General features: G+C 69.4%; 19 protein-coding genes. 12 read left to right on the top strand and 7 right to left on the bottom strand.

What is annotated here, in order from left to right; genetic code table 11:
• The first annotated feature begins 79 nt into the window (after positions 1 to 79).
• The 6 genes from sufB to ITJ64_RS13590 all read left to right on the top strand — a co-directional run bounded on the left by sufB (position 80) and on the right by ITJ64_RS13590 (position 5,275).
• Positions 80 to 1,498, top strand: a complete 1,419-nt coding sequence (sufB, locus tag ITJ64_RS13615) for a Fe-S cluster assembly protein SufB (protein WP_179548370.1) — start codon at positions 80 to 82, stop codon at positions 1,496 to 1,498.
• Positions 1,499 to 1,644: 146 nt separating this feature from the next.
• Positions 1,645 to 2,790, top strand: a complete 1,146-nt coding sequence (sufD, locus tag ITJ64_RS13610) for a Fe-S cluster assembly protein SufD (protein ID WP_370545189.1) — start codon at positions 1,645 to 1,647, stop codon at positions 2,788 to 2,790.
• The gene (locus tag ITJ64_RS13605) at positions 2,787 to 3,116 is read left to right on the top strand and encodes a non-heme iron oxygenase ferredoxin subunit (protein WP_173180980.1); all 330 of its coding nucleotides are present in this window, start codon (positions 2,787 to 2,789) and stop codon (positions 3,114 to 3,116) included. Before sufD ends, ITJ64_RS13605 begins: the two co-directional genes overlap by 4 nt.
• A 1-nt stretch (position 3,117) precedes the next feature.
• Positions 3,118 to 3,882 (top strand): Fe-S cluster assembly ATPase SufC, encoded by a 765-nt coding sequence (gene sufC / locus ITJ64_RS13600; RefSeq protein ID WP_173180979.1) that lies wholly within the window; start codon positions 3,118 to 3,120, stop codon positions 3,880 to 3,882.
• 4 nt (positions 3,883 to 3,886) lie between these two features.
• Complete coding sequence (locus ITJ64_RS13595) at positions 3,887 to 4,216, top strand: metal-sulfur cluster assembly factor (protein ID WP_173180978.1); 330 nt, start codon at positions 3,887 to 3,889, stop codon at positions 4,214 to 4,216.
• A 162-nt stretch (positions 4,217 to 4,378) separates the two neighbouring features.
• A complete protein-coding gene (locus ITJ64_RS13590; protein ID WP_194681306.1) occupies positions 4,379 to 5,275 on the top strand; it encodes a type IV toxin-antitoxin system AbiEi family antitoxin domain-containing protein in 897 nt (298 codons plus the stop codon).
• A 37-nt stretch (positions 5,276 to 5,312) separates the two neighbouring features.
• On the opposite strand, the gene ITJ64_RS13585 is transcribed toward ITJ64_RS13590, so the two are convergent.
• Complete coding sequence (locus tag ITJ64_RS13585) at positions 5,313 to 5,915, bottom strand: biotin transporter BioY (protein ID WP_194681305.1); 603 nt, start codon at positions 5,913 to 5,915, stop codon at positions 5,313 to 5,315.
• A gap of 69 nt (positions 5,916 to 5,984) precedes the next feature.
• Here ITJ64_RS13585 and abc-f point away from each other — a divergent pair, with 69 nt between their 5' ends.
• On the top strand, positions 5,985 to 7,583 hold the full coding sequence (gene abc-f, locus ITJ64_RS13580) for a ribosomal protection-like ABC-F family protein (protein ID WP_179548365.1): 1,599 nt from the start codon (positions 5,985 to 5,987) through the stop codon (positions 7,581 to 7,583).
• 24 nt (positions 7,584 to 7,607) lie between these two features.
• On the opposite strand, the gene ITJ64_RS13575 is transcribed toward abc-f, so the two are convergent.
• Genes ITJ64_RS13575 through ITJ64_RS13565 form a run of 3 tightly spaced genes read right to left on the bottom strand, consistent with a single transcriptional unit; the run spans position 7,608 to position 8,943 of the window.
• Complete coding sequence (locus ITJ64_RS13575) at positions 7,608 to 8,456, bottom strand: SURF1 family protein (RefSeq protein ID WP_194681304.1); 849 nt, start codon at positions 8,454 to 8,456, stop codon at positions 7,608 to 7,610.
• Positions 8,453 to 8,659, bottom strand: coding sequence for a hypothetical protein (locus ITJ64_RS13570; RefSeq protein ID WP_194681303.1), 207 nt, complete (start codon positions 8,657 to 8,659; stop codon positions 8,453 to 8,455). Before ITJ64_RS13570 ends, ITJ64_RS13575 begins: the two co-directional genes overlap by 4 nt.
• Positions 8,656 to 8,943: a DUF3099 domain-containing protein gene (locus tag ITJ64_RS13565; RefSeq protein ID WP_173180971.1), complete on the bottom strand. Its 288-nt coding sequence runs from the start codon at positions 8,941 to 8,943 to the stop codon at positions 8,656 to 8,658. Before ITJ64_RS13565 ends, ITJ64_RS13570 begins: the two co-directional genes overlap by 4 nt.
• A 114-nt stretch (positions 8,944 to 9,057) precedes the next feature.
• On the opposite strand from ITJ64_RS13565, the gene fabG reads away from it, so the two are divergent.
• Both fabG and serB read left to right on the top strand, forming a co-directional pair.
• Positions 9,058 to 9,780: a 3-oxoacyl-ACP reductase FabG gene (fabG, locus tag ITJ64_RS13560; RefSeq protein WP_194681302.1), complete on the top strand. Its 723-nt coding sequence runs from the start codon at positions 9,058 to 9,060 to the stop codon at positions 9,778 to 9,780.
• Between the two features lie 2 nt (positions 9,781 to 9,782).
• Positions 9,783 to 10,421 carry a phosphoserine phosphatase SerB gene (gene serB, locus ITJ64_RS13555; RefSeq protein ID WP_194681301.1) on the top strand — a complete coding sequence of 213 codons (639 nt, stop codon included), beginning with the start codon at positions 9,783 to 9,785 and terminating at the stop codon, positions 10,419 to 10,421.
• 52 nt (positions 10,422 to 10,473) lie between these two features.
• Here serB and ITJ64_RS13550 read toward each other — a convergent pair whose 3' ends face one another.
• Entirely contained in the window at positions 10,474 to 11,718 is a 1,245-nt protein-coding gene (locus ITJ64_RS13550) for a glucose-1-phosphate adenylyltransferase (protein ID WP_194681300.1), read from the bottom strand.
• A 48-nt stretch (positions 11,719 to 11,766) separates the two neighbouring features.
• Here ITJ64_RS13550 and glgA point away from each other — a divergent pair, with 48 nt between their 5' ends.
• The 3 genes from glgA (at position 11,767) to ITJ64_RS13535 (ending at position 14,135) form a co-directional block, all read left to right on the top strand.
• Positions 11,767 to 12,951, top strand: coding sequence for a glycogen synthase (glgA, locus tag ITJ64_RS13545; protein WP_194681299.1), 1,185 nt, complete (start codon positions 11,767 to 11,769; stop codon positions 12,949 to 12,951).
• Between the two features lie 27 nt (positions 12,952 to 12,978).
• Positions 12,979 to 13,761, top strand: a complete 783-nt coding sequence (locus tag ITJ64_RS13540; RefSeq protein ID WP_194681298.1) for an ABC transporter ATP-binding protein — start codon at positions 12,979 to 12,981, stop codon at positions 13,759 to 13,761.
• A gap of 113 nt (positions 13,762 to 13,874) precedes the next feature.
• The gene (locus ITJ64_RS13535) at positions 13,875 to 14,135 is read left to right on the top strand and encodes a type B 50S ribosomal protein L31 (protein WP_173180965.1); all 261 of its coding nucleotides are present in this window, start codon (positions 13,875 to 13,877) and stop codon (positions 14,133 to 14,135) included.
• Between the two features lie 104 nt (positions 14,136 to 14,239).
• On the opposite strand, the gene ITJ64_RS13530 is transcribed toward ITJ64_RS13535, so the two are convergent.
• Both ITJ64_RS13530 and treS read right to left on the bottom strand, forming a co-directional pair.
• A complete protein-coding gene (locus tag ITJ64_RS13530; RefSeq protein ID WP_194681297.1) occupies positions 14,240 to 15,046 on the bottom strand; it encodes an exonuclease domain-containing protein in 807 nt (268 codons plus the stop codon).
• A gap of 79 nt (positions 15,047 to 15,125) precedes the next feature.
• Complete coding sequence (treS, locus tag ITJ64_RS13525; protein WP_271206562.1) at positions 15,126 to 16,850, bottom strand: maltose alpha-D-glucosyltransferase; 1,725 nt, start codon at positions 16,848 to 16,850, stop codon at positions 15,126 to 15,128.
• Positions 16,851 to 16,922 lie beyond the last annotated feature (72 nt).

Raw genomic sequence — 16,922 nt, 5'->3', positions numbered from 1 at the left:
ACGATGGAATGTCGAAGACCTCTGCCCGGTTGAACCCTGGGCAGGAGCAGGTCGCCAGCTGCAAGGAATGGAGTCAGCCATGTCAGACGTATTGATCGACCGGCCAGAACTCGAGAACCTCGGCGTGTACGAATTCGGCTGGTCGGACTCCGACACGGCCGGCGCGAGCGCGAAGCGCGGCATCAACGAGGCCGTCGTCGAGAACATCTCGGCGCTGAAGAACGAGCCCGAATGGATGCTCAAGACGCGCCTGAAGGCGCTGCAGATCTTCGGGCGCAAGCCCATGCCCACCTGGGGAGCCGACCTCTCGGGCATCGACTTCGACAACATCAAGTACTTCGTGCGCTCCACGGAGAAGCAGGCCACCACGTGGGACGACCTGCCCGACGACATCAAGAACACCTACGAGAAGCTCGGCATCCCCGAGGCGGAGCGCCAGCGCCTCGTCTCCGGCGTGGCCGCGCAGTACGAGTCCGAGGTGGTGTACCACCAGATCCGCGAAGACCTCGAGGCCCAGGGCGTCATCTTCATGGACACCGACACCGCGCTGCGCGAGCACCCCGAGTTCTTCGACGAGTACTTCGGCTCGGTCATCCCCTCGGGCGACAACAAGTTCGCCGCGCTGAACACGGCCGTCTGGTCGGGCGGCTCGTTCGTCTACGTCCCCAAGGGCGTGCACGTCGAGATCCCGCTGCAGGCCTACTTCCGCATCAACACCGAGAACATGGGCCAGTTCGAGCGCACCCTGATCATCGCCGACGAGGGCTCGTACGTGCACTACATCGAGGGCTGCACGGCGCCGATCTACAAGAGCGACTCGCTGCACTCCGCGGTCGTCGAGATCATTGTCAAGAAGAACGCCCGCGTGCGCTACACGACCATCCAGAACTGGTCGAACAACGTCTACAACCTCGTCACCAAGCGGGCCATCGCCCACGAGGGCGCGACGATGGAGTGGATCGACGGCAACATCGGCTCCAAGGTGACGATGAAGTACCCGTCGATCTACCTCGCGGGCGAGCGCGCCAAGGGCGAGACGCTCTCGGTGGCCTTCGCGGGCCCCGGCCAGCACCAGGACGCCGGCGCGAAGATGATCCACATGGCGCCGTACACCCAGTCGTCGATCGTCTCGAAGTCGATCGCGCGGGGCGGTGGCCGAGCCGGCTACCGCGGTGAGGTGCGGGTCGACGCGAACGCGCACCACTCGGCCAACACCGTGCGCTGCGACGCGCTGCTCGTCGACACGATCTCGCGGTCGGACACCTACCCGGCCATCGACATCCGCGTCGACGACGTGCAGCTCGGTCACGAGGCCACGGTCTCGAAGGTCTCCGAGGAGCAGCTGTTCTACCTCATGTCCCGGGGTCTCCCCGAGGACGAGGCCATGGCCATGATCGTGCGCGGCTTCATCGAGCCGATCGCCCGCGAACTGCCCATGGAGTACGCCCTCGAGCTCAACAAGCTGATCGAGATGGGCATGGAAGGCTCCGTCGGATGACCGTCCCGCCCCTCGTGCACCCGGGCACCCTCGCCCAGCCGACCACCCGGTCGACCCCGCCGAAAGGAAACGCAGGCTAGATGGCCCTCGCTTCACCGTCCGTCGTTCCCGTCCAGACGCGATCGGAGCGGCCCTCGTCGACCGACGTGACTGACTTCCCCGCCGTCACCGGCCGGGAGTTCGAGTGGAAGTTCGCACCCCTCGACCGCATCCGTCCCCTCATCGAGGGCGTGCTCGACGGCAGCCCCGTCGCCTTCCAGTACTCCGAGTCGGCGGGCACCACCGTCGAGTGGGTCGACCGCGCGACCGCCGTGGTCGGCGTGGCCGGCACCCCGGAGGACCGGGCCTCGGCCAACGCCTGGGGCGCGGTCGAGAAGGTGCTGCAGATCCGGGTCACCTCCGAGGAGGCCGAGGAGCTGCTGGTGCGCCGGGAGCACTTCGACCAGAACCCGCGCGCGGCGCACGTCGTGATCGAGGCGCTGCCGAACAGCAGCGGAACGGTCATCCTGGAGCATCGCGGTGACGCCGACCTCAGCGAGAACGTCGAGATCGTCGTGGGGGAGGGCGCCCAGCTCACCGTCGTGACGGTGCAGGAGTGGAACGACTCGGCCGTGCACGTGTCGAGCCACTTCGCCACCGTGGGGCGCGACGCGAACCTGCGGCACGTGATCGTGTCGCTCGGCGGCGGTGTCGTGCGGGTGAACCCGTCGATCCACCTCGCGGGCCAGGGCTCGTCGACCGACGCGTTCGGCCTCTACTTCGCCGACGCCGGACAGTACCTCGAACAGCGCCCGTACATCGACCACCAGGCCGCCAACACGCGCAGCCGGGTCAACTACAAGGGCGCGCTGCAGGGCGCGAAGGCGCACACGGTGTGGGTCGGCGACGTGCTGATCGGCCCGCACGCCGACGGCACCGACAGCTACGAGCAGAACCGCAACCTGGTGCTGAGCGACGGCACGCGCGCCGACAGCATCCCGAACCTCGAGATCGAGACGGGCAACATCGTCGGCGCCGGGCACGCCTCGTCGACCGGGCGCTTCGACGACGAGCAGCTGTTCTACCTGCAGTCGCGCGGCATCTCGGAGGAGGAGGCGCGACGCCTCGTCGTGCGCGGGTTCCTCGCCGAGATCATCACGCAGATCGGCTCGCCGGCACTCGAGGAGCGGCTGACGGCCGCGGTCGAGGCCGAGCTGGTCGAGGCCGAGGTGGTGCGGGCTGCGGCCGGTGTCGCGTCCGATGCAGCTGCCGCCGCTTCTGCCGATGCCGCTGCCGCGGGTGCCGCCTCGTGAGCGCCGAGAAGGTCTGCGCGATCGACGAGGTCCCCGTGAACCAGGCGCTGCGCGTGGTCGTCGGCGGCGTCGCGATCGCCCTGGTGAAGGACTCGGCGGGGGAGTGCCACGCCATCGGAGACACCTGCACCCACGGCGACATCTCGCTGGCCGAGGGCTTCGTCGAGGACGACACCCTCGAGTGCTGGGCCCACGGCTCCAAGTTCTCGCTCGAGACGGGCAAGCCGCTGACGCTGCCCGCCTACGAGCCCGTTCCCGTCTTCTCGATCGAGGTGGTCGACGGGGACATCTACATCGACCCAACCGTGACGAAAGTGATTGATTAGCATGTCGGTTCTGAAGATCGAAGACCTCCACGTGAGCGTCGAGACCGAGCAGGGGACCAAGCAGATCCTGCGCGGCGTCGACCTCGCGGTCGGCGAGGGCGAGACCCACGCCATCATGGGCCCGAACGGCTCGGGCAAGTCGACGCTCGCCTATGCGATCGCCGGCCACCCGAAGTACCACGTCGAGGGTGGCTCGGTCACGCTCGACGGCGTCGAGATGCTCGACAAGTCGGTCGACGAGCGCGCCCGGGCCGGGCTGTTCCTCGCGATGCAGTACCCGGTCGAGATCCCGGGCGTGTCGGTGTCGAACTTCCTGCGCACCGCGAAGACCGCGATCGACGGCCAGGCGCCGGCGATCCGCGGCTGGATCAAGGACCTCGACTCGTCCATGACCGCGTTGCGGATGGACAAGTCGTTCCGGGAGCGCAACGTCAACGAGGGCTTCTCGGGCGGCGAGAAGAAGCGCAACGAGATCCTCCAGCTCGAGCTGCTGAAGCCCAAGTTCGCCGTGCTCGACGAGACCGACTCCGGTCTCGACGTCGACGCGCTGAAGATCGTGTCGGAGGGAGTGAACCGGGCCAAGGAGAACACCGGCCTGGGCATCCTGCTGATCACGCACTACAACCGCATCCTGCGCTACGTGAAGCCCGACTTCGTGCACGTGTTCGTCGCGGGCAAGGTCGCCGAGCAGGGCGGCCCCGAGCTCGCCGTGCGCCTCGAGAACGAGGGCTACGATCGCTTTCTCCAGGGCGCGAACGTAGGATAACGGTATGGTCACGACACTCGAACCGAAGCTCTTCGACCAGGTCGAAGAGGCTCTCAAAGACGTGATGGACCCTGAGCTCGGCGTGAACATCGTCGACCTCGGCCTCATCTACGACCTCAACTGGGACGACGAGCAGAACGCGCTCGTCATCTCCATGACGCTCACGAGCGCCGGCTGCCCGCTGACCGACGTGCTCGAGGAGCAGACGGCCGAGGCGCTCGACGGCGTGGTGGAGCAGTTCCGCATCAACTGGGTGTGGATGCCGCCGTGGGGCCCCGACAAGATCACCGACGACGGGCGCGACATGATGCGCGCCCTCGGCTTCTCGATCTAGCCCCGCGCTTCACGCACGTCTCGCGGCCCCCGACCTCCTCACGGAGTCGGGGGCCGCGTCGCGTGCGCGAACCGCTCCTCCACGACCAGCCCTCGCGGCTCGTCCACTCACAGCTCGGCCTAACGGCCTCCGGCCCGCAGGGTAGCGTGGAACTCTGGCCCGATGCAGAGCACCATCGTCGAAACCCTGTCCCGGTACCGCGGCGTCGCGCGCGTGTCCGAGCTCGCTGCGGACGGGCACCCTTCGGCGGCGATCGACCGCATCGTGGCCCGGGGCGGGCTCGTCCGGCTGCGGCGAGGATGGGTGGCGCTGCCCGACGCCCACGGCGACGTCGTGCGAGCCGCCCGCCTCGGGGGAGTGCTGAGCTGCGTCTCGGTGCTGCGACCGCTCGGCGTGTGGACGGGCGAGGATGCTCGGCTGCACCTTCAGGTGCGCCGGCACTCCCACGTGCCCGATCACGGCGCCGACGTCGTGACGCACCGGCACCACGGCCTGGGTGTGCGACTGCCACGCGGTGCCGCCGACTCGGTCGAGTCGGCACTCGTGCACGCGGCGCGGTGCCTTCCGCGCCTGGATGCGATCGGCGCCCTCGACTCCGCGCTCAACCGACGGCTCGTCTCTGAGTCCCGCCTCGCCGTGCTTCTGGCCGAGCTGCCTCGCTGCTACCGCTCCCACCTCGACTTCGTCGACGGGGCGGCCGAGTCGGGGTTGGAGTCGCGGGTGCGGGTCGGTGTGCGCGCCGTGGGAATCGGCCACCGCGTGCAGGTCGAGATCGACGGCGTCGGGCGGGTGGACATCCTGATCGGCGAGCGGCTGGTCGTCGAGGTCGACGGAAGCGCCTGGCACTCGGGGCACGAGGCCTTCGTGGCCGATCGGCGCCGCGATCTGGCGCTCGCCCGCCGAGGCTATCTCGTGGTGCGGCTGAGCTACGCGCAGGTGATGCACGGGTGGCCCGCGACGCTCGAGGTGCTGCGGGGGATCGTCGCTCGGGGCGAACACCGGTGGGCGGCTCGACACGGTCGGAGCCTCGCGCACGCAGGGCGGCCGCCGGCCCCGTGAGGAGGTCGGCGGCCGCTGTGGGTGCGTCTGCGCGGGGCTACTTGCGGCGGGAGGTGAGCTTCCAGGCCAGGGGGATGATGCCCGCGGCGAGGAGCGTCTTGACGATGCCGCCGACGATGAAGGGGTAGAGGCCCGCCTCGAGGGTCTGCGAGAGCGTCAGGCCGAGCGAGGCCGCGAGCCAGGGGAGACCGACCGCGAAGGTCACGAGGGTGCCCGCGGCGAAGGAGGCGACGGCGCCGAGCACCTTGCGGTCGAAGCTGCGCTGCGCGAGCCAGCCGGTGAGGCCCGCCGCGATGACGAAGCCGATGATGTAGCCGCCCGTGGGCCCGGCCACGACGTGCCAGCCGGAGGCGGCCTCGCTGAACCACGGGACGCCCACGATGCCGAGAACGGCGTAGACGGCGAGGGAGACCATGCCGCGCAGGGCGCCGAGCGTCGAGCCGACGAGCAGCACCGCGAGGGTCTGCCCGGTGATCGGCACCGGCCAGAGCGGAACGGAGATCTGGGCGAGCAGGCCGGTGAAGGCCGCGCCGCCCGCCACGAGCATGACGTCGGTCAGGATGCTGCGGCTGACCAGGCGGTCGGCGAGGGTGGGGCGGCCGAGAGCAGAACGGCCCGGGGCCGCAGTGAGGGAGGACATGGAAATATACTAGAGAGATTCCCCCTCCCCCCGCGTTGTGGCGACGCAACGAAAGAATTGGATATCTCTGTGCTCAGCGTTACTGACCTCGCGATCCGGGTCGGCGCACGAACCCTCATGGAGGACGTGTCGTTCCGAGTCGGTTCCGGCGACAAGGTCGGGCTGGTGGGCCGCAACGGAGCGGGCAAGACCACTCTGACCAAGGTCCTCGCCGGTGACCTCCAGCCCGCCGAGGGCGCCGTGCAGCGCTCGGGCGAGCTCGGCTACCTGCCGCAGGACCCGCGCTCGGGCGACCCCGAGGAACTGGCGCGCACGCGCATCCTGAACGCCCGAGGGCTCGGCTCGCTGCTCGAGGGCATGCAGGAGTCCTCCATCGCGATGGCGAGCGACGACCCGAAGGTCAGCGCCGCCGCGATGAAGAAGTACGGCAACCTCACCGAGCGCTTCGATGCGCTCGGCGGCTACGCGGCCGAGGCCGAGGCGGCGTCGATCGCGAGCAACCTGAGCCTGCCCGACCGCATCCTCGACCAGCAGCTGAAGACGCTCTCGGGCGGCCAGCGGCGCCGCATCGAGCTCGCGCGCATCCTCTTCTCGGATGCGGAGACGCTCATCCTCGACGAGCCGACGAACCACCTCGACGCCGACAGCGTCGTGTGGCTCCGCGAGTTCCTGAAGAGCTACAACGGCGGCTTCATCGTGATCAGCCACGACATCGAGCTGGTCGGCGAGACCGTGAACCGCGTGTTCTACCTCGACGCCAACCGCCAGGTCATCGACATCTACAACATGAACTGGCGCAACTACCTGCGTCAGCGCGCCGCCGACGAGGAGCGCCGCAAGAAGGAGCGCGTCAACGTCGAGAAGAAGGCCGGCCAGCTGCAGATGCAGGCCGCGCGCTTCGGTGCGAAGGCCTCGAAGGCCGCCGCCGCGCACCAGATGGTGGCGCGCGCCGAGAAGATGCTCTCCGGGCTCGAGGAGGTGCGCGAGGTCGACCGCGTGGCGAAGCTGCGCTTCCCGACCCCGGCGGCCTGCGGTCGCACCCCGCTGATGGCGTCGAACCTCTCGAAGAGCTACGGCTCGCTCGAGATCTTCACCGCCGTCGACCTCGCGATCGACCGCGGGTCGAAGGTGGTCATCCTCGGGCTGAACGGTGCGGGCAAGACGACGCTGCTGCGCATCCTCGGCGGCGTCGACAAGCCCGACACGGGGCAGCTCGAGCCCGGCCACGGCCTGCGCATCGGGTACTACGCCCAGGAGCACGAGACCATCGACGTGAAGCGATCGGTGCTCGAGAACATGGTCTCCGCCTCACCGAACCTCACCGAGACCGAGGCGCGGCGCGTGCTCGGCTCGTTCCTGTTCACCGGCGACGACGGCCACAAGCCCGCCGGGGTGCTCTCGGGCGGCGAGAAGACGCGGCTCGCGCTGGCGATGATCGTGGTCAGCGGCGCCAACGTGCTGCTGCTCGACGAGCCCACGAACAACCTCGACCCGGCGAGCCGTGAAGAGATCCTGGATGCCCTCGCGCACTACGAGGGAGCGGTCGTGCTGGTCAGCCACGACGAGGGCGCGGTCGAGGCGCTGAACCCCGAGCGCGTGCTCATCCTGCCCGACGGCGTCGAAGACCACTGGAACAAGGACTACGCCGACCTGATCTCGCTGGCATAGCGGCCACGGTCTAGCGCGGCAGGGCTAGCGGGGCTGCGACTCCGAGTCGAGGATCTCGTCCTCGACGTCGGCGTCGCTGCGCTTCGCGGCCCGCCGGCGCTCGCGCTCGGCCGCGCGCTCCTGCTCCTCGGGGTCGTCCTCGTTCAGCCGCCGGAACTCCTGCCGCACGATGTAGCCGAGCCCCACGAAACCGAGCAGCCCGAAGCAGAACCACTGGAACGTGTACGACAGGTGCGCACCCTCGTCGGGCGTCGGCTTCGGCATCGCCATCGGCCGGGAGGCGGGCGCCGGGTCCTCCGACGCCATCAGCCCGTAGGCGCCCGTGTAGGTCGGCAGCTCGAGCTGATCGGCGATGCGCGGCAGCTCGATCGTCGCGATCTGCCCGGGCACGGCACCGCGGCCCGCGAGCTCGGGCTCCCCGGCCTTCAGTCGCGCGACGACGGTGACGGTGCCCGTCGGGGCCGCCGGCACCACGTCGGGCACGTCCTGCGTCTGGCCCGTCGGCACCCAGCCGCGGTCGACGACGAACACGTCGCCGTTCGCGAGCCGCAGCGGCACGAGCACGTCGAAGCCGACGTCGCCGCCGAGCGGCCGGTTGCGCACCAGCAGCTGGTCCTCGACGAGGTACTCGCCGGTCATCGACACGGTCAGCCACTCCTGCGACTCGTCGTAGGAGTCGAGCTCGGGCAGCACCGAGGTGAGCGGCGTGGGGGAGGCGTCGAAGTTCGTTTCGACCCGGTTGATCTCGGCCACCGCCTCGTCGCGGCGGGCGAGCTGCCACATGGCGAGCAGTACGCAGACCAGCGCGAAGACGATCGTGAGGGCGAGGTAGCCGGCCCAGCGCCGCGAGAGCAGGAAGCGCCACCCCGTCATACGGGCATCACCTCGAGCGGGAAGTCGCGCGCGGCGAGGAACTCCCGCAGGAACTCCTCGTGCTCGTCGCAGGCGAGCCACACCTTGCGCCGGTCGTCAGAATGGATGCGCGGGTTGCGCCATTCGATGCGGTGCGACGCCCGAGCGCGGCAGCCCGCCCGCGAGCACTCCTCGGGGGAGGGCTCGAGGCCGAGCGAGATCACGACCGGGGCCCGTCTCCGGGAACCGGGCGGTACACCTCGATCGCCGTGGGCTGCTCGTGGCGCTGGATGTTCGAGGTGCCGACGTTGCCGAGCACGACGGCGAAGTAGGGCAGCAGGATGGCCCCGGCGGCGCAGACGGCCAACCACCAGCCGTGCACGAACAGCATCAGCACCAGGCAGAGCACTCGGATCGACATGGTGATCAGGTATTTGACCATGCGGGCGTGCCGCTCGGCATCGGGTGACGGCGGCAGACTCGTGAGGGACTGCTGGCTGCTCTTCATGGTCACCTCAGCCTACGCTTCTCCAACTGCTTCTAAGCTGGTATCCGGCCGATTGCCCCGACGGGTTCGCCGGCCGTCTCCTGCCCCGCCCCATCCCGTGAGGACCAGCTCTCCGTGACTTCTGCCACCACCCCCCGAACCGTGCTCATCACCGGCGGAAACCGCGGCATCGGCTATGCCATCGCCGAGGAGTTCGTGGCCCAGGGCCACCGCGTCGCGGTGACCTCGCGGACGGGGGAGGGCGGCCCCGCCGGAGCGCTCACGGTGAAGGGCGACGTCACCGACTCGGCCTCGATCGACGCCGCGTTCAGCGAGGTCGAGAGCGAGTTCGGCCCGGTCGAGGTCGTCGTGGCGAACGCCGGCATCACCCGGGACATGCTGCTCATGCGCATGGGCGAGGACGACTTCACCAGCGTCGTCGACACCAACCTCACGGGCGCCTTCCGCGTCGTCAAGCGCGCCTCGAAGGGCATGCTCAAGGCACGCTTCGGCCGCATCGTGCTGATCTCGAGCGTCGTCGGACTCTACGGCGGCCCGGGCCAGGCGAACTACAGCGCCTCGAAGGCGGCGCTCGTGGGCTTCGCCCGCTCGATCTCGCGCGAGCTCGGTGCCCGTGGCATCACCGCCAACGTCGTGGCCCCCGGCTTCATCGAGACCGACATGACCGCCGAGCTGCCCGAGGCGCAGCAGGCCGAGTACAAGAAGTCGATCCCGGCCGGCCGCTACGGCTCGGCCGCCGAGGTCGCGAAGGTCGTCGCCTGGATCTCGTCCGACGACGCCGCCTACATCACCGGTGCCGTCGTGCCGGTCGATGGCGGTCTCGGCATGGGCCACTGATCGTGACACCGCACCTCGTGGTGCTCGACGTCGACTCGACCCTGATCGAGAACGAGGTCATCGAGATGCTCGCCGACTGCGCGGGCCGGCACGCCGAGGTGGCCGCGATCACCGAGCGGGCCATGCACGGCGAGCTCGACTTCGCCGAGAGCCTGCGCGCCCGGGTGGCGCTGCTCGAAGGGCTCAGCACCGACTGCTACCGCGAGATCGGCGAGCAGATCGTCGTGACCGCGGGCGTGCCCGCGATGATCGCCGGGCTGCACGAGCAGGGCAGCCTGGTGGGCGTCGTCTCGGGGGGCTTCCACGAGCTGCTCGACCCACTGGCCGAGGGTCTCGGGCTCGACCACTGGCGGGCGAACCGCCTGCACTCGGCCGACGGCCGGCTGACCGGCGCGGTGAGCGGCCCGATCGTCGACCCGCAGAGCAAGGCCGATGCGCTGATCGAGTGGGCCGACGCCCGCTCGATCCCGCTCGCCCGCACGGTCGCCGTCGGTGACGGCGCGAACGACCTCCGCATGATGGAGATCGCCGGACTGTCCGTCGCGTTCGACGCGAAGCCCGTCGTGCGGGCCCAGGCCGACGTCATCATGGACGTGCGCGACCTGTCGCAGCTGCTCCCGCTCCTCGGCCTCCGCGGCTAGCCGAGCGAGGCAGGCGGATGCGCGGCCGATCAGCCGCGCATCCGGAGACCTGCTAGGGCAGCACCCGCTCGCCCTTGCCCACGACGGTGATGCCCGAGTCGGTGACCGTGAAGCCCCGCTCGCGGTCGCGCTCGGGGTCGACGCCGATCTGGGCCCCGGCCGTGACGACGACGTTCTTGTCGAGGATCGCCCGCCGCACCACCGCATCCGGCTCGACGTGCACGCGGTCGAAGAGCACGGACTGCTGCACGAGGGCGCCGGAGTCGACCGTGGTCCACGGCCCGACGACGCTGCCCTCGACGCGGGCGCCGGAGATGAGGCAGCCGAGCGAGACGATCGACTCGACCGTGACCCCTGGGTTGCCCTTGGAGTCGCGCACGAACTTCGCCGGCGGCGAGTTCAGCTGCTGGGTGAAGATGGGCCAGCGCTCGTTGTAGAGGTTGAACACCGGCAGGGCCGAGATGAGGTCTTGGTGGGCGTCGTAGAACGACTCGATCGTTCCCACGTCGCGCCAGTAGTACCGGTCGCGGTCGGTCGACCCCGGCACCTCGTTGCGGTTGAGGTCGTAGACCGCCGCGTTGCCGCGCGCCACGAAGTCGGGGATGATGTCGCCGCCCATGTCGTGGCTGGACTCGGGCCGCTCGCCGTCGCGGATGACGGCGTCGATCAGCTGGTCGGCGTCGAACACGTAGTTTCCCATCGAGGCGAGCACCTCGTGCGGCGCGTCGTCGAGCCCCACCGGGTTCTTCGGCTTCTCGAGGAACTGGCCGATGCGGGTGGGGTTGGCCGGCTCGGTCTGGATGACGCCGAACTGGTCGGCCAGCTCGATCGGCTGGCGGATCGCGGCGACGGTCGCGCCGGCGCCGGAGTCGATGTGGGCCTGGATCATCTGCCCGAAGTCCATGCGGTAGACGTGATCGGCACCGACCACGACGACGATGTCGGGGTTCTCGTCGCGGATCAGGTTGAGCGACTGCAGGATGGCGTCGGCCGAGCCGCTGAACCAGCGCTTGCCGAGCCGCTGCTGCGCGGGTACCGAGGCGATGTAGGAGTTCAGCAGGCCGTCGAGGTGCCAGGTCTGCGAGACGTGGCGGTCGAGCGAGTGCGACTTGTACTGGGTGAGCACGACGATCTGACGGAGCCCGGAGTTCACGAGGTTCGACAGGGCGAAGTCGATCAGCCGGTAGCCGCCGCCGAAGGGCACACCGGGCTTGGCCCGGTCGGCGGTGAGGGGCATGAGGCGCTTGCCCTCGCCACCGGCGAGGACGATGCCGAAGATCTTCTTTGATGGTGCCATGGGACAAACCCTACTGAGGTTTCGTCGCAGGCGTACTACGGTTCGACTATGCGAGTCGATGTGATCACCAAGGAGTATCCGCCCGAGATCTACGGAGGGGCCGGCGTGCACGTCGCCGAGCTCGTCAAGGGCCTGCGCGCCCATCTCGACGTGGCCGTGCGCTGCTTCGGCGCGCCGCGCGACGAGCCGGAGGTCTACGCCTACCGGGTGCCCGCCGAGCTCGAAGGCGCGAACGGCTCGCTCTCCACGCTCGGCGTCGACCTGCAGATCGCCGACGCGGTCGCCGGCACCAGCCTCGTGCACTCGCACACCTGGTACGCCAACGCGGCCGGCCGGCTCGCCGCTCTGCTGCACGACGTGCCGCACGTCGTGACCGCGCACTCCCTCGAGCCGCTGCGCCCCTGGAAGGCCGAGCAGCTCGGCGGCGGCTACCGCATCTCGTCGCTGATCGAGAAGACGGCGTTCGAGTCGGCGGATGCGGTGATTGCCGTCTCGAACGGCATGCGCCGCGACATCCTGCGCTCCTACCCCGCGATCGACGAGTCCCGGGTCGTGACGGTCTACAACGGCATCGACCTCGAGCGCTGGAAGCCGAACCACGACACCGCGGTGCTCACCGAGCACGGCATCGACCCCGACCGCCCCACCGTGGTCTTCGTCGGGCGGATCACCCGGCAGAAGGGCCTGCCCTACCTGCTGCGCGCGCTCGCACTGCTGCCCGCCGAGGTGCAGGTGGTGCTCTGCGCCGGCGCACCCGACACCCCGGCCATCCTCGAGGAGGTCTCGAGCGCCGTGCGCACGCTGCAGGAGACGCGCTCGGGCATCGTCTGGATCGACGAGATCCTGCCCCAGCCCGCGCTGACCGCGATCCTCACCGCCGCGACCGTGTTCGTCTGCCCGAGCGTCTACGAGCCGCTCGGCATCGTGAACCTCGAGGCGATGGCCTGCGGGCTGCCCGTGGTGGGCACCGCCACCGGCGGCATCCCCGAGGTCGTCGACGACGGCGTCACCGGGCTCCTCGTGCCGATCGACCAGCTGCAGGACGGCACCGGAACCCCCACCGACCCCGACCGCTTCGTCGCCGACCTGGCGCGCGCCCTGACCGAGGTCGTCTCCGACCCGGTGCGCGCGAAGGCGATGGGGGAGGCCGGGCGCGCCCGCGCCGAGGCCGAGTTCAGCTGGGGCGCGATCGCCTCCCAGACCGCCGACATCTATCGCTCATTGGTCAAGTAGACGGCTGTCGCTGGGTAGGCTTGGAGCATGCCCAATGTGCTCGATTTCGAAGACGTTTCGGTTGTCCGCGATGGGAATCAGATCCTCAGCGGCGTGAACTGGAAAGTCGACGGCGATCAGCGCTGGGTGGTGCTCGGGCCGAACGGCGCGGGCAAGACCACGCTGCTGCAGATCGCCGCGGCGATGAACCACCCCTCCGAGGGCACCGTGCAGGTGCTCGAGGGCACGCTCGGCGAGGTCGACCTGTTCGAGCTGCGTCCCCGGGTGGGTTTCGCCTCGAGCGCGATGGCGCGTCGTTTCCCGGCCAACGAGACCGTGCTGAACGTCGTGCTCACCGCGGCGTACTCGGTCACGGGCCGCTGGAACGAGTCCTACGAAGACATCGACCTCCGCCGCGCCCAGCGCGTCCTGAACGAGTGGAAGCTCGACCACCTCGCCGAGCGCCTGTTCGGCTCGCTCAGCGACGGCGAGCAGAAGCGTGTGCAGATCGCCCGCTCGGTGATGACCGACCCCGAGCTGCTGCTGCTCGACGAGCCGGCCGCGAGCCTCGACCTCGGCGCCCGCGAGGAGCTGCTGCAGCTGCTCGGCGGCTACGCCTCGGCCCCCGAGGCGCCCGCGATCGTGATGGTCACCCACCACGTCGAGGAGATCCCGCGCGGCTTCACCCACGCCCTGCTGCTCGGCCCTGACGGCATCGTCGCGACCGGTCCGCTCGGCGAGGTGCTCACCGCCGAGAACCTCGGCTCCGCGTTCGGCCTGCCGATCGAGCTGACCGAGACCGACGGGCGCTACAGCGCCCGCGCGGCGTGATCGGCTGCACCGAGCATCCGAGCTTTCTGCTAAACTGACTAGCTGGCCCTGTGCTACGTCACCGGGGCCTCTGACTTCACTCTCACCCACCGCCGTGAACCAAGGACACAACAATGAAGACTGACACCCACCCCACGTACGAAGCAGTGGTCTTCCGCGACCTCGCCTCCGGTGCGACCTTCCTCACCCGTTCGACCGTGTCGTCGTCGAAGACGATCGAGTGGGAGGACGGCAACACCTACCCCGTCATCGACGTCGAGATCTCGTCGGAGTCGCACCCGTTCTACACGGGCAAGCAGCGCATCATGGACTCGGCCGGCCGCGTCGAGAAGTTCAACAACCGCTACAAGGGCTTCGGCGGCGGCAGCAAGTAGGCTGCAGCCCCCAGAACGTCAGAACCCCCGTCGACTCCGGTCGGCGGGGGTTCTTCGTGTTCGAGGCAGCAGGCCCGGCGGGCGACGGATGCCCGGCGGCGGCCTCAGGGACGCAGCGGCACCTCGGGCCACCCGCGGCGCGCGGTGAAGGAGGGATCGCGCACCCGGCGCATGTAGTCCTCGAAGGAGTCGCACTGCGCCTCGTGCCAGGCGATCTGCTGCTCGTGCAGCTCGCTGGGGGAGAGGTCGAGCTCGGCGGCGTACTGCACCGCGATCGCACGGGCGACGAGGCCGGCCGCGATGGCGTCGGCACCCGCGTCGTGCGCGTCGGTGAGCGAGACGCCGTAGTGCTCGGCCGAGGCGGTGAGCGTGCGCTTGCCCTTGCGGTAGCGGTCGATCTGCTTGTCGATCACCAGCGGATCGACGACCGGCAGCGGGCCCTCGAGCGGGGCGATGCCGTGACGGAGCGCCTCGCGGTGCAGCAGCGTCAGGTCGTAGGGAGCGTTGTAGACGACGAGCGAGTAGCCGTCGTCGAACGCGGCACGGAGGGCGGCCACGATCTCGGCGACCACCTCGGCCGCGGGGCGGCCCTCGGCCCGCGCGCGCTCGGTGGTGACGCCGTGCACGGCCGTGGCCTGCTCGGGGATCTCGACGCCGGGGTCGGCCAGCCAGTCGTGGCGGCGCGACGGCGCTCCCGCGTCGTCGAGCAGGGTGACGTTCGCGGTGACGACGCGACTGGTGTCGACGTCGATGCCGGTGGTCTCGAGATCGAAGACGGCGAGCCGCGCGGCCCAGGCGGGCAGGGGCGAGGTGAGCCGTGCATCCGGAACCACCTCGGCCGAAGCCTCGACCTCGGCCTCGACCTCGACCAGGGTGTCGATCTCGAACAGGGGCACCTCGACGATGGTCATGCAGCCAGTCTGCCCGTGACCACCGACAGCGCCGGTGACCGACACCCCGGTCACCGGCGACGCGCGGCCGGACGAGCCGCTAGCGCAGCTCCTGCTGCTCGGGCGTCTGCCGCACGTGCAGCCAGTAGAACGCCTGGGTGCCGAAGGTCAGCGTGACCGTGCCGTTCTCGTCGAAGGCGGGGAACTCGGCCCGCCCGAACAGGTCGAACAGTCGCCGTCCGGCGAACTGCGGCGCCGTGATCGTCGCCGAGACCGGGTTGTGCGAGAAGCTGAACACGCAGAGCACGTCCTCCGGCCCGTCGCCGAAGTAGTCGTTCGTGCCCGAGTAGGAGCGCACGAACGCGAGTACCGACTCGTGGTCGCTCTCGAGCACCTCCATCGTGCCGAGGCCGAAGGTCGGGTGCGCCTTCCGCACGTGGATGACGTTGCGCACCCAGTGCACGAGCGAGCGCGACTGCGCCAGCTGCGACTCGACGTTCACCAGCGTGTAGTTGTAGACCAGCGACTGCACGACCGGGAGGAACAGCTTGCCCGGGTCGGCGGTGGAGAAGCCCGCGTTGCGGTCGGGCGTCCACTGCATCGGCGTGCGGGAGGAGTCGCGGTCGGGCAGCCAGATGTTGTCGCCCATGCCGATCTCGTCGCCGTAGTAGAGGAACGGCGACCCCGGCAGCGCGAACAGCAGCGCGTGCGCCAGCTCGAGCTCGGCCCGCGAGTTGTCGAGCAGGGGGGCGAGCCGGCGCCGGATGCCGATGTTCGAGCGCATGCGCGGGTCGTAGGCGTACCAGCCGTACATCGCCTGCCGGTACTCCTCGGAGACCATCTCGAGAGTGAGCTCGTCGTGGTTGCGGAGGAACACGCCCCAGGCCGCCGACTTCGGGATGTCGGTCGTCTCGCTGAGCACCCGGATCAGCTCGTCGGCCTTCTGCGACCGCAGCGAGTAGTAGATGCGCGGCATCACGGGGAAGTCGAAGGCCATGTGGCACTCGGGCTCCTCGTCGCTGCCGAAGAACGCGGCGACCTCGCGCGGCCACTGGTTCGCCTCGGCCACGAGCAGGCGGCCGGGGTACTCCTGGTCGATCATCTCGCGCAGCTTCACGATGAACTCGTGGGTCTTCGGCTCGCCCTCGCCGTTGCCCTCGTCGCTCTCGTAGAGGTAGGGGATGGCGTCGAGCCGGATGCCGTCGACGCCCATGTCGAACCAGAACCGCACGGTGTCGAAGATGGCCTCGTGCACGGCCGGGTTCTCGAAGTTGAGGTCGGGCTGGTGCGAGAAGAAGCGGTGCCAGAAGAACTGCCGGCGCACGGGGTCGAACGTCCAGTTCGACTCCTCGGTGTCGACGAAGATGATGCGGATGTTCTCGTACTTCTCGTCGGTGTCGCTCCAGACGTAGAAATCGCCGAAGGGGCCGTCGGGATCTTCCCGCGACTGCTGGAACCAGTCGTGCTGGTCGCTGGTGTGGTTCAGCGGGAAGTCGATCACGATGCGCATGTTGCGCTCGTGCGCCTTCGTGACGAGGTCGCGGAACTCCTCGACCGTGCCGTAGTCGGGCAGCACGGCCTTGAAGTCGGAGACGTCGTAGCCGCCGTCGCGCATCGGCGACTGGTAGAACGGCGGCAGCCAGAGCGCGTCGATGCCGAGCCACTGCAGGTAGTCGAGCTTGGAGATCAGCCCGGCGATGTCGCCGAAGCCGTCGCCGTTGGAGTCGACGAACGAGCGGATCATCACCTCGTAGAAGACCGACCGCTTGTACCACTCGGGGTCGAGTGCGAGTCCGGGCATCTGGATCGGTGCGGTGAAGCTCACGGGCGTCCTTTCGGAGGGGGTGGCCGGCGCTGCCGGGAGTGCTCCGTACCGACGTTAGTCCAAAGCACCGGG

This window comes from Herbiconiux sp. VKM Ac-1786, from assembly GCF_015350805.1.
Lineage (GTDB): Bacteria > Actinomycetota > Actinomycetes > Actinomycetales > Microbacteriaceae > Herbiconiux.
The sequence above is the reverse complement of the archived record's forward strand: the minus strand, read 5'-3'. Positions and strand labels throughout refer to the sequence as shown.

Excerpts from the sequence above, each read along its gene's own strand:
- ITJ64_RS13575 (WP_194681304.1), bottom strand. The coding sequence starts at position 8,456 with ATGACGGGGTGGCGCTTCCTGCTCTCGCGGCGCTGGGCCGGCTACCTC.
- ITJ64_RS13530 (WP_194681297.1), bottom strand. The coding sequence starts at position 15,046 with ATGACCATCGTCGAGGTGCCCCTGTTCGAGATCGACACCCTGGTCGAG.
- ITJ64_RS13595 (WP_173180978.1), top strand. The coding sequence starts at position 3,887 with ATGGTCACGACACTCGAACCGAAGCTCTTCGACCAGGTCGAAGAGGCT.
- ITJ64_RS13565 (WP_173180971.1), bottom strand. The coding sequence starts at position 8,943 with ATGAAGAGCAGCCAGCAGTCCCTCACGAGTCTGCCGCCGTCACCCGAT.
- ITJ64_RS13550 (WP_194681300.1), bottom strand. The coding sequence starts at position 11,718 with ATGGCACCATCAAAGAAGATCTTCGGCATCGTCCTCGCCGGTGGCGAG.
- ITJ64_RS13535 (WP_173180965.1), top strand. The coding sequence starts at position 13,875 with ATGAAGACTGACACCCACCCCACGTACGAAGCAGTGGTCTTCCGCGAC.
- sufC (WP_173180979.1), top strand. The coding sequence starts at position 3,118 with ATGTCGGTTCTGAAGATCGAAGACCTCCACGTGAGCGTCGAGACCGAG.
- ITJ64_RS13590 (WP_194681306.1), top strand. The coding sequence starts at position 4,379 with ATGCAGAGCACCATCGTCGAAACCCTGTCCCGGTACCGCGGCGTCGCG.
- sufB (WP_179548370.1), top strand. The coding sequence starts at position 80 with ATGTCAGACGTATTGATCGACCGGCCAGAACTCGAGAACCTCGGCGTG.
- ITJ64_RS13540 (WP_194681298.1), top strand. The coding sequence starts at position 12,979 with ATGCCCAATGTGCTCGATTTCGAAGACGTTTCGGTTGTCCGCGATGGG.
- ITJ64_RS13585 (WP_194681305.1), bottom strand. The coding sequence starts at position 5,915 with ATGTCCTCCCTCACTGCGGCCCCGGGCCGTTCTGCTCTCGGCCGCCCC.
- glgA (WP_194681299.1), top strand. The coding sequence starts at position 11,767 with ATGCGAGTCGATGTGATCACCAAGGAGTATCCGCCCGAGATCTACGGA.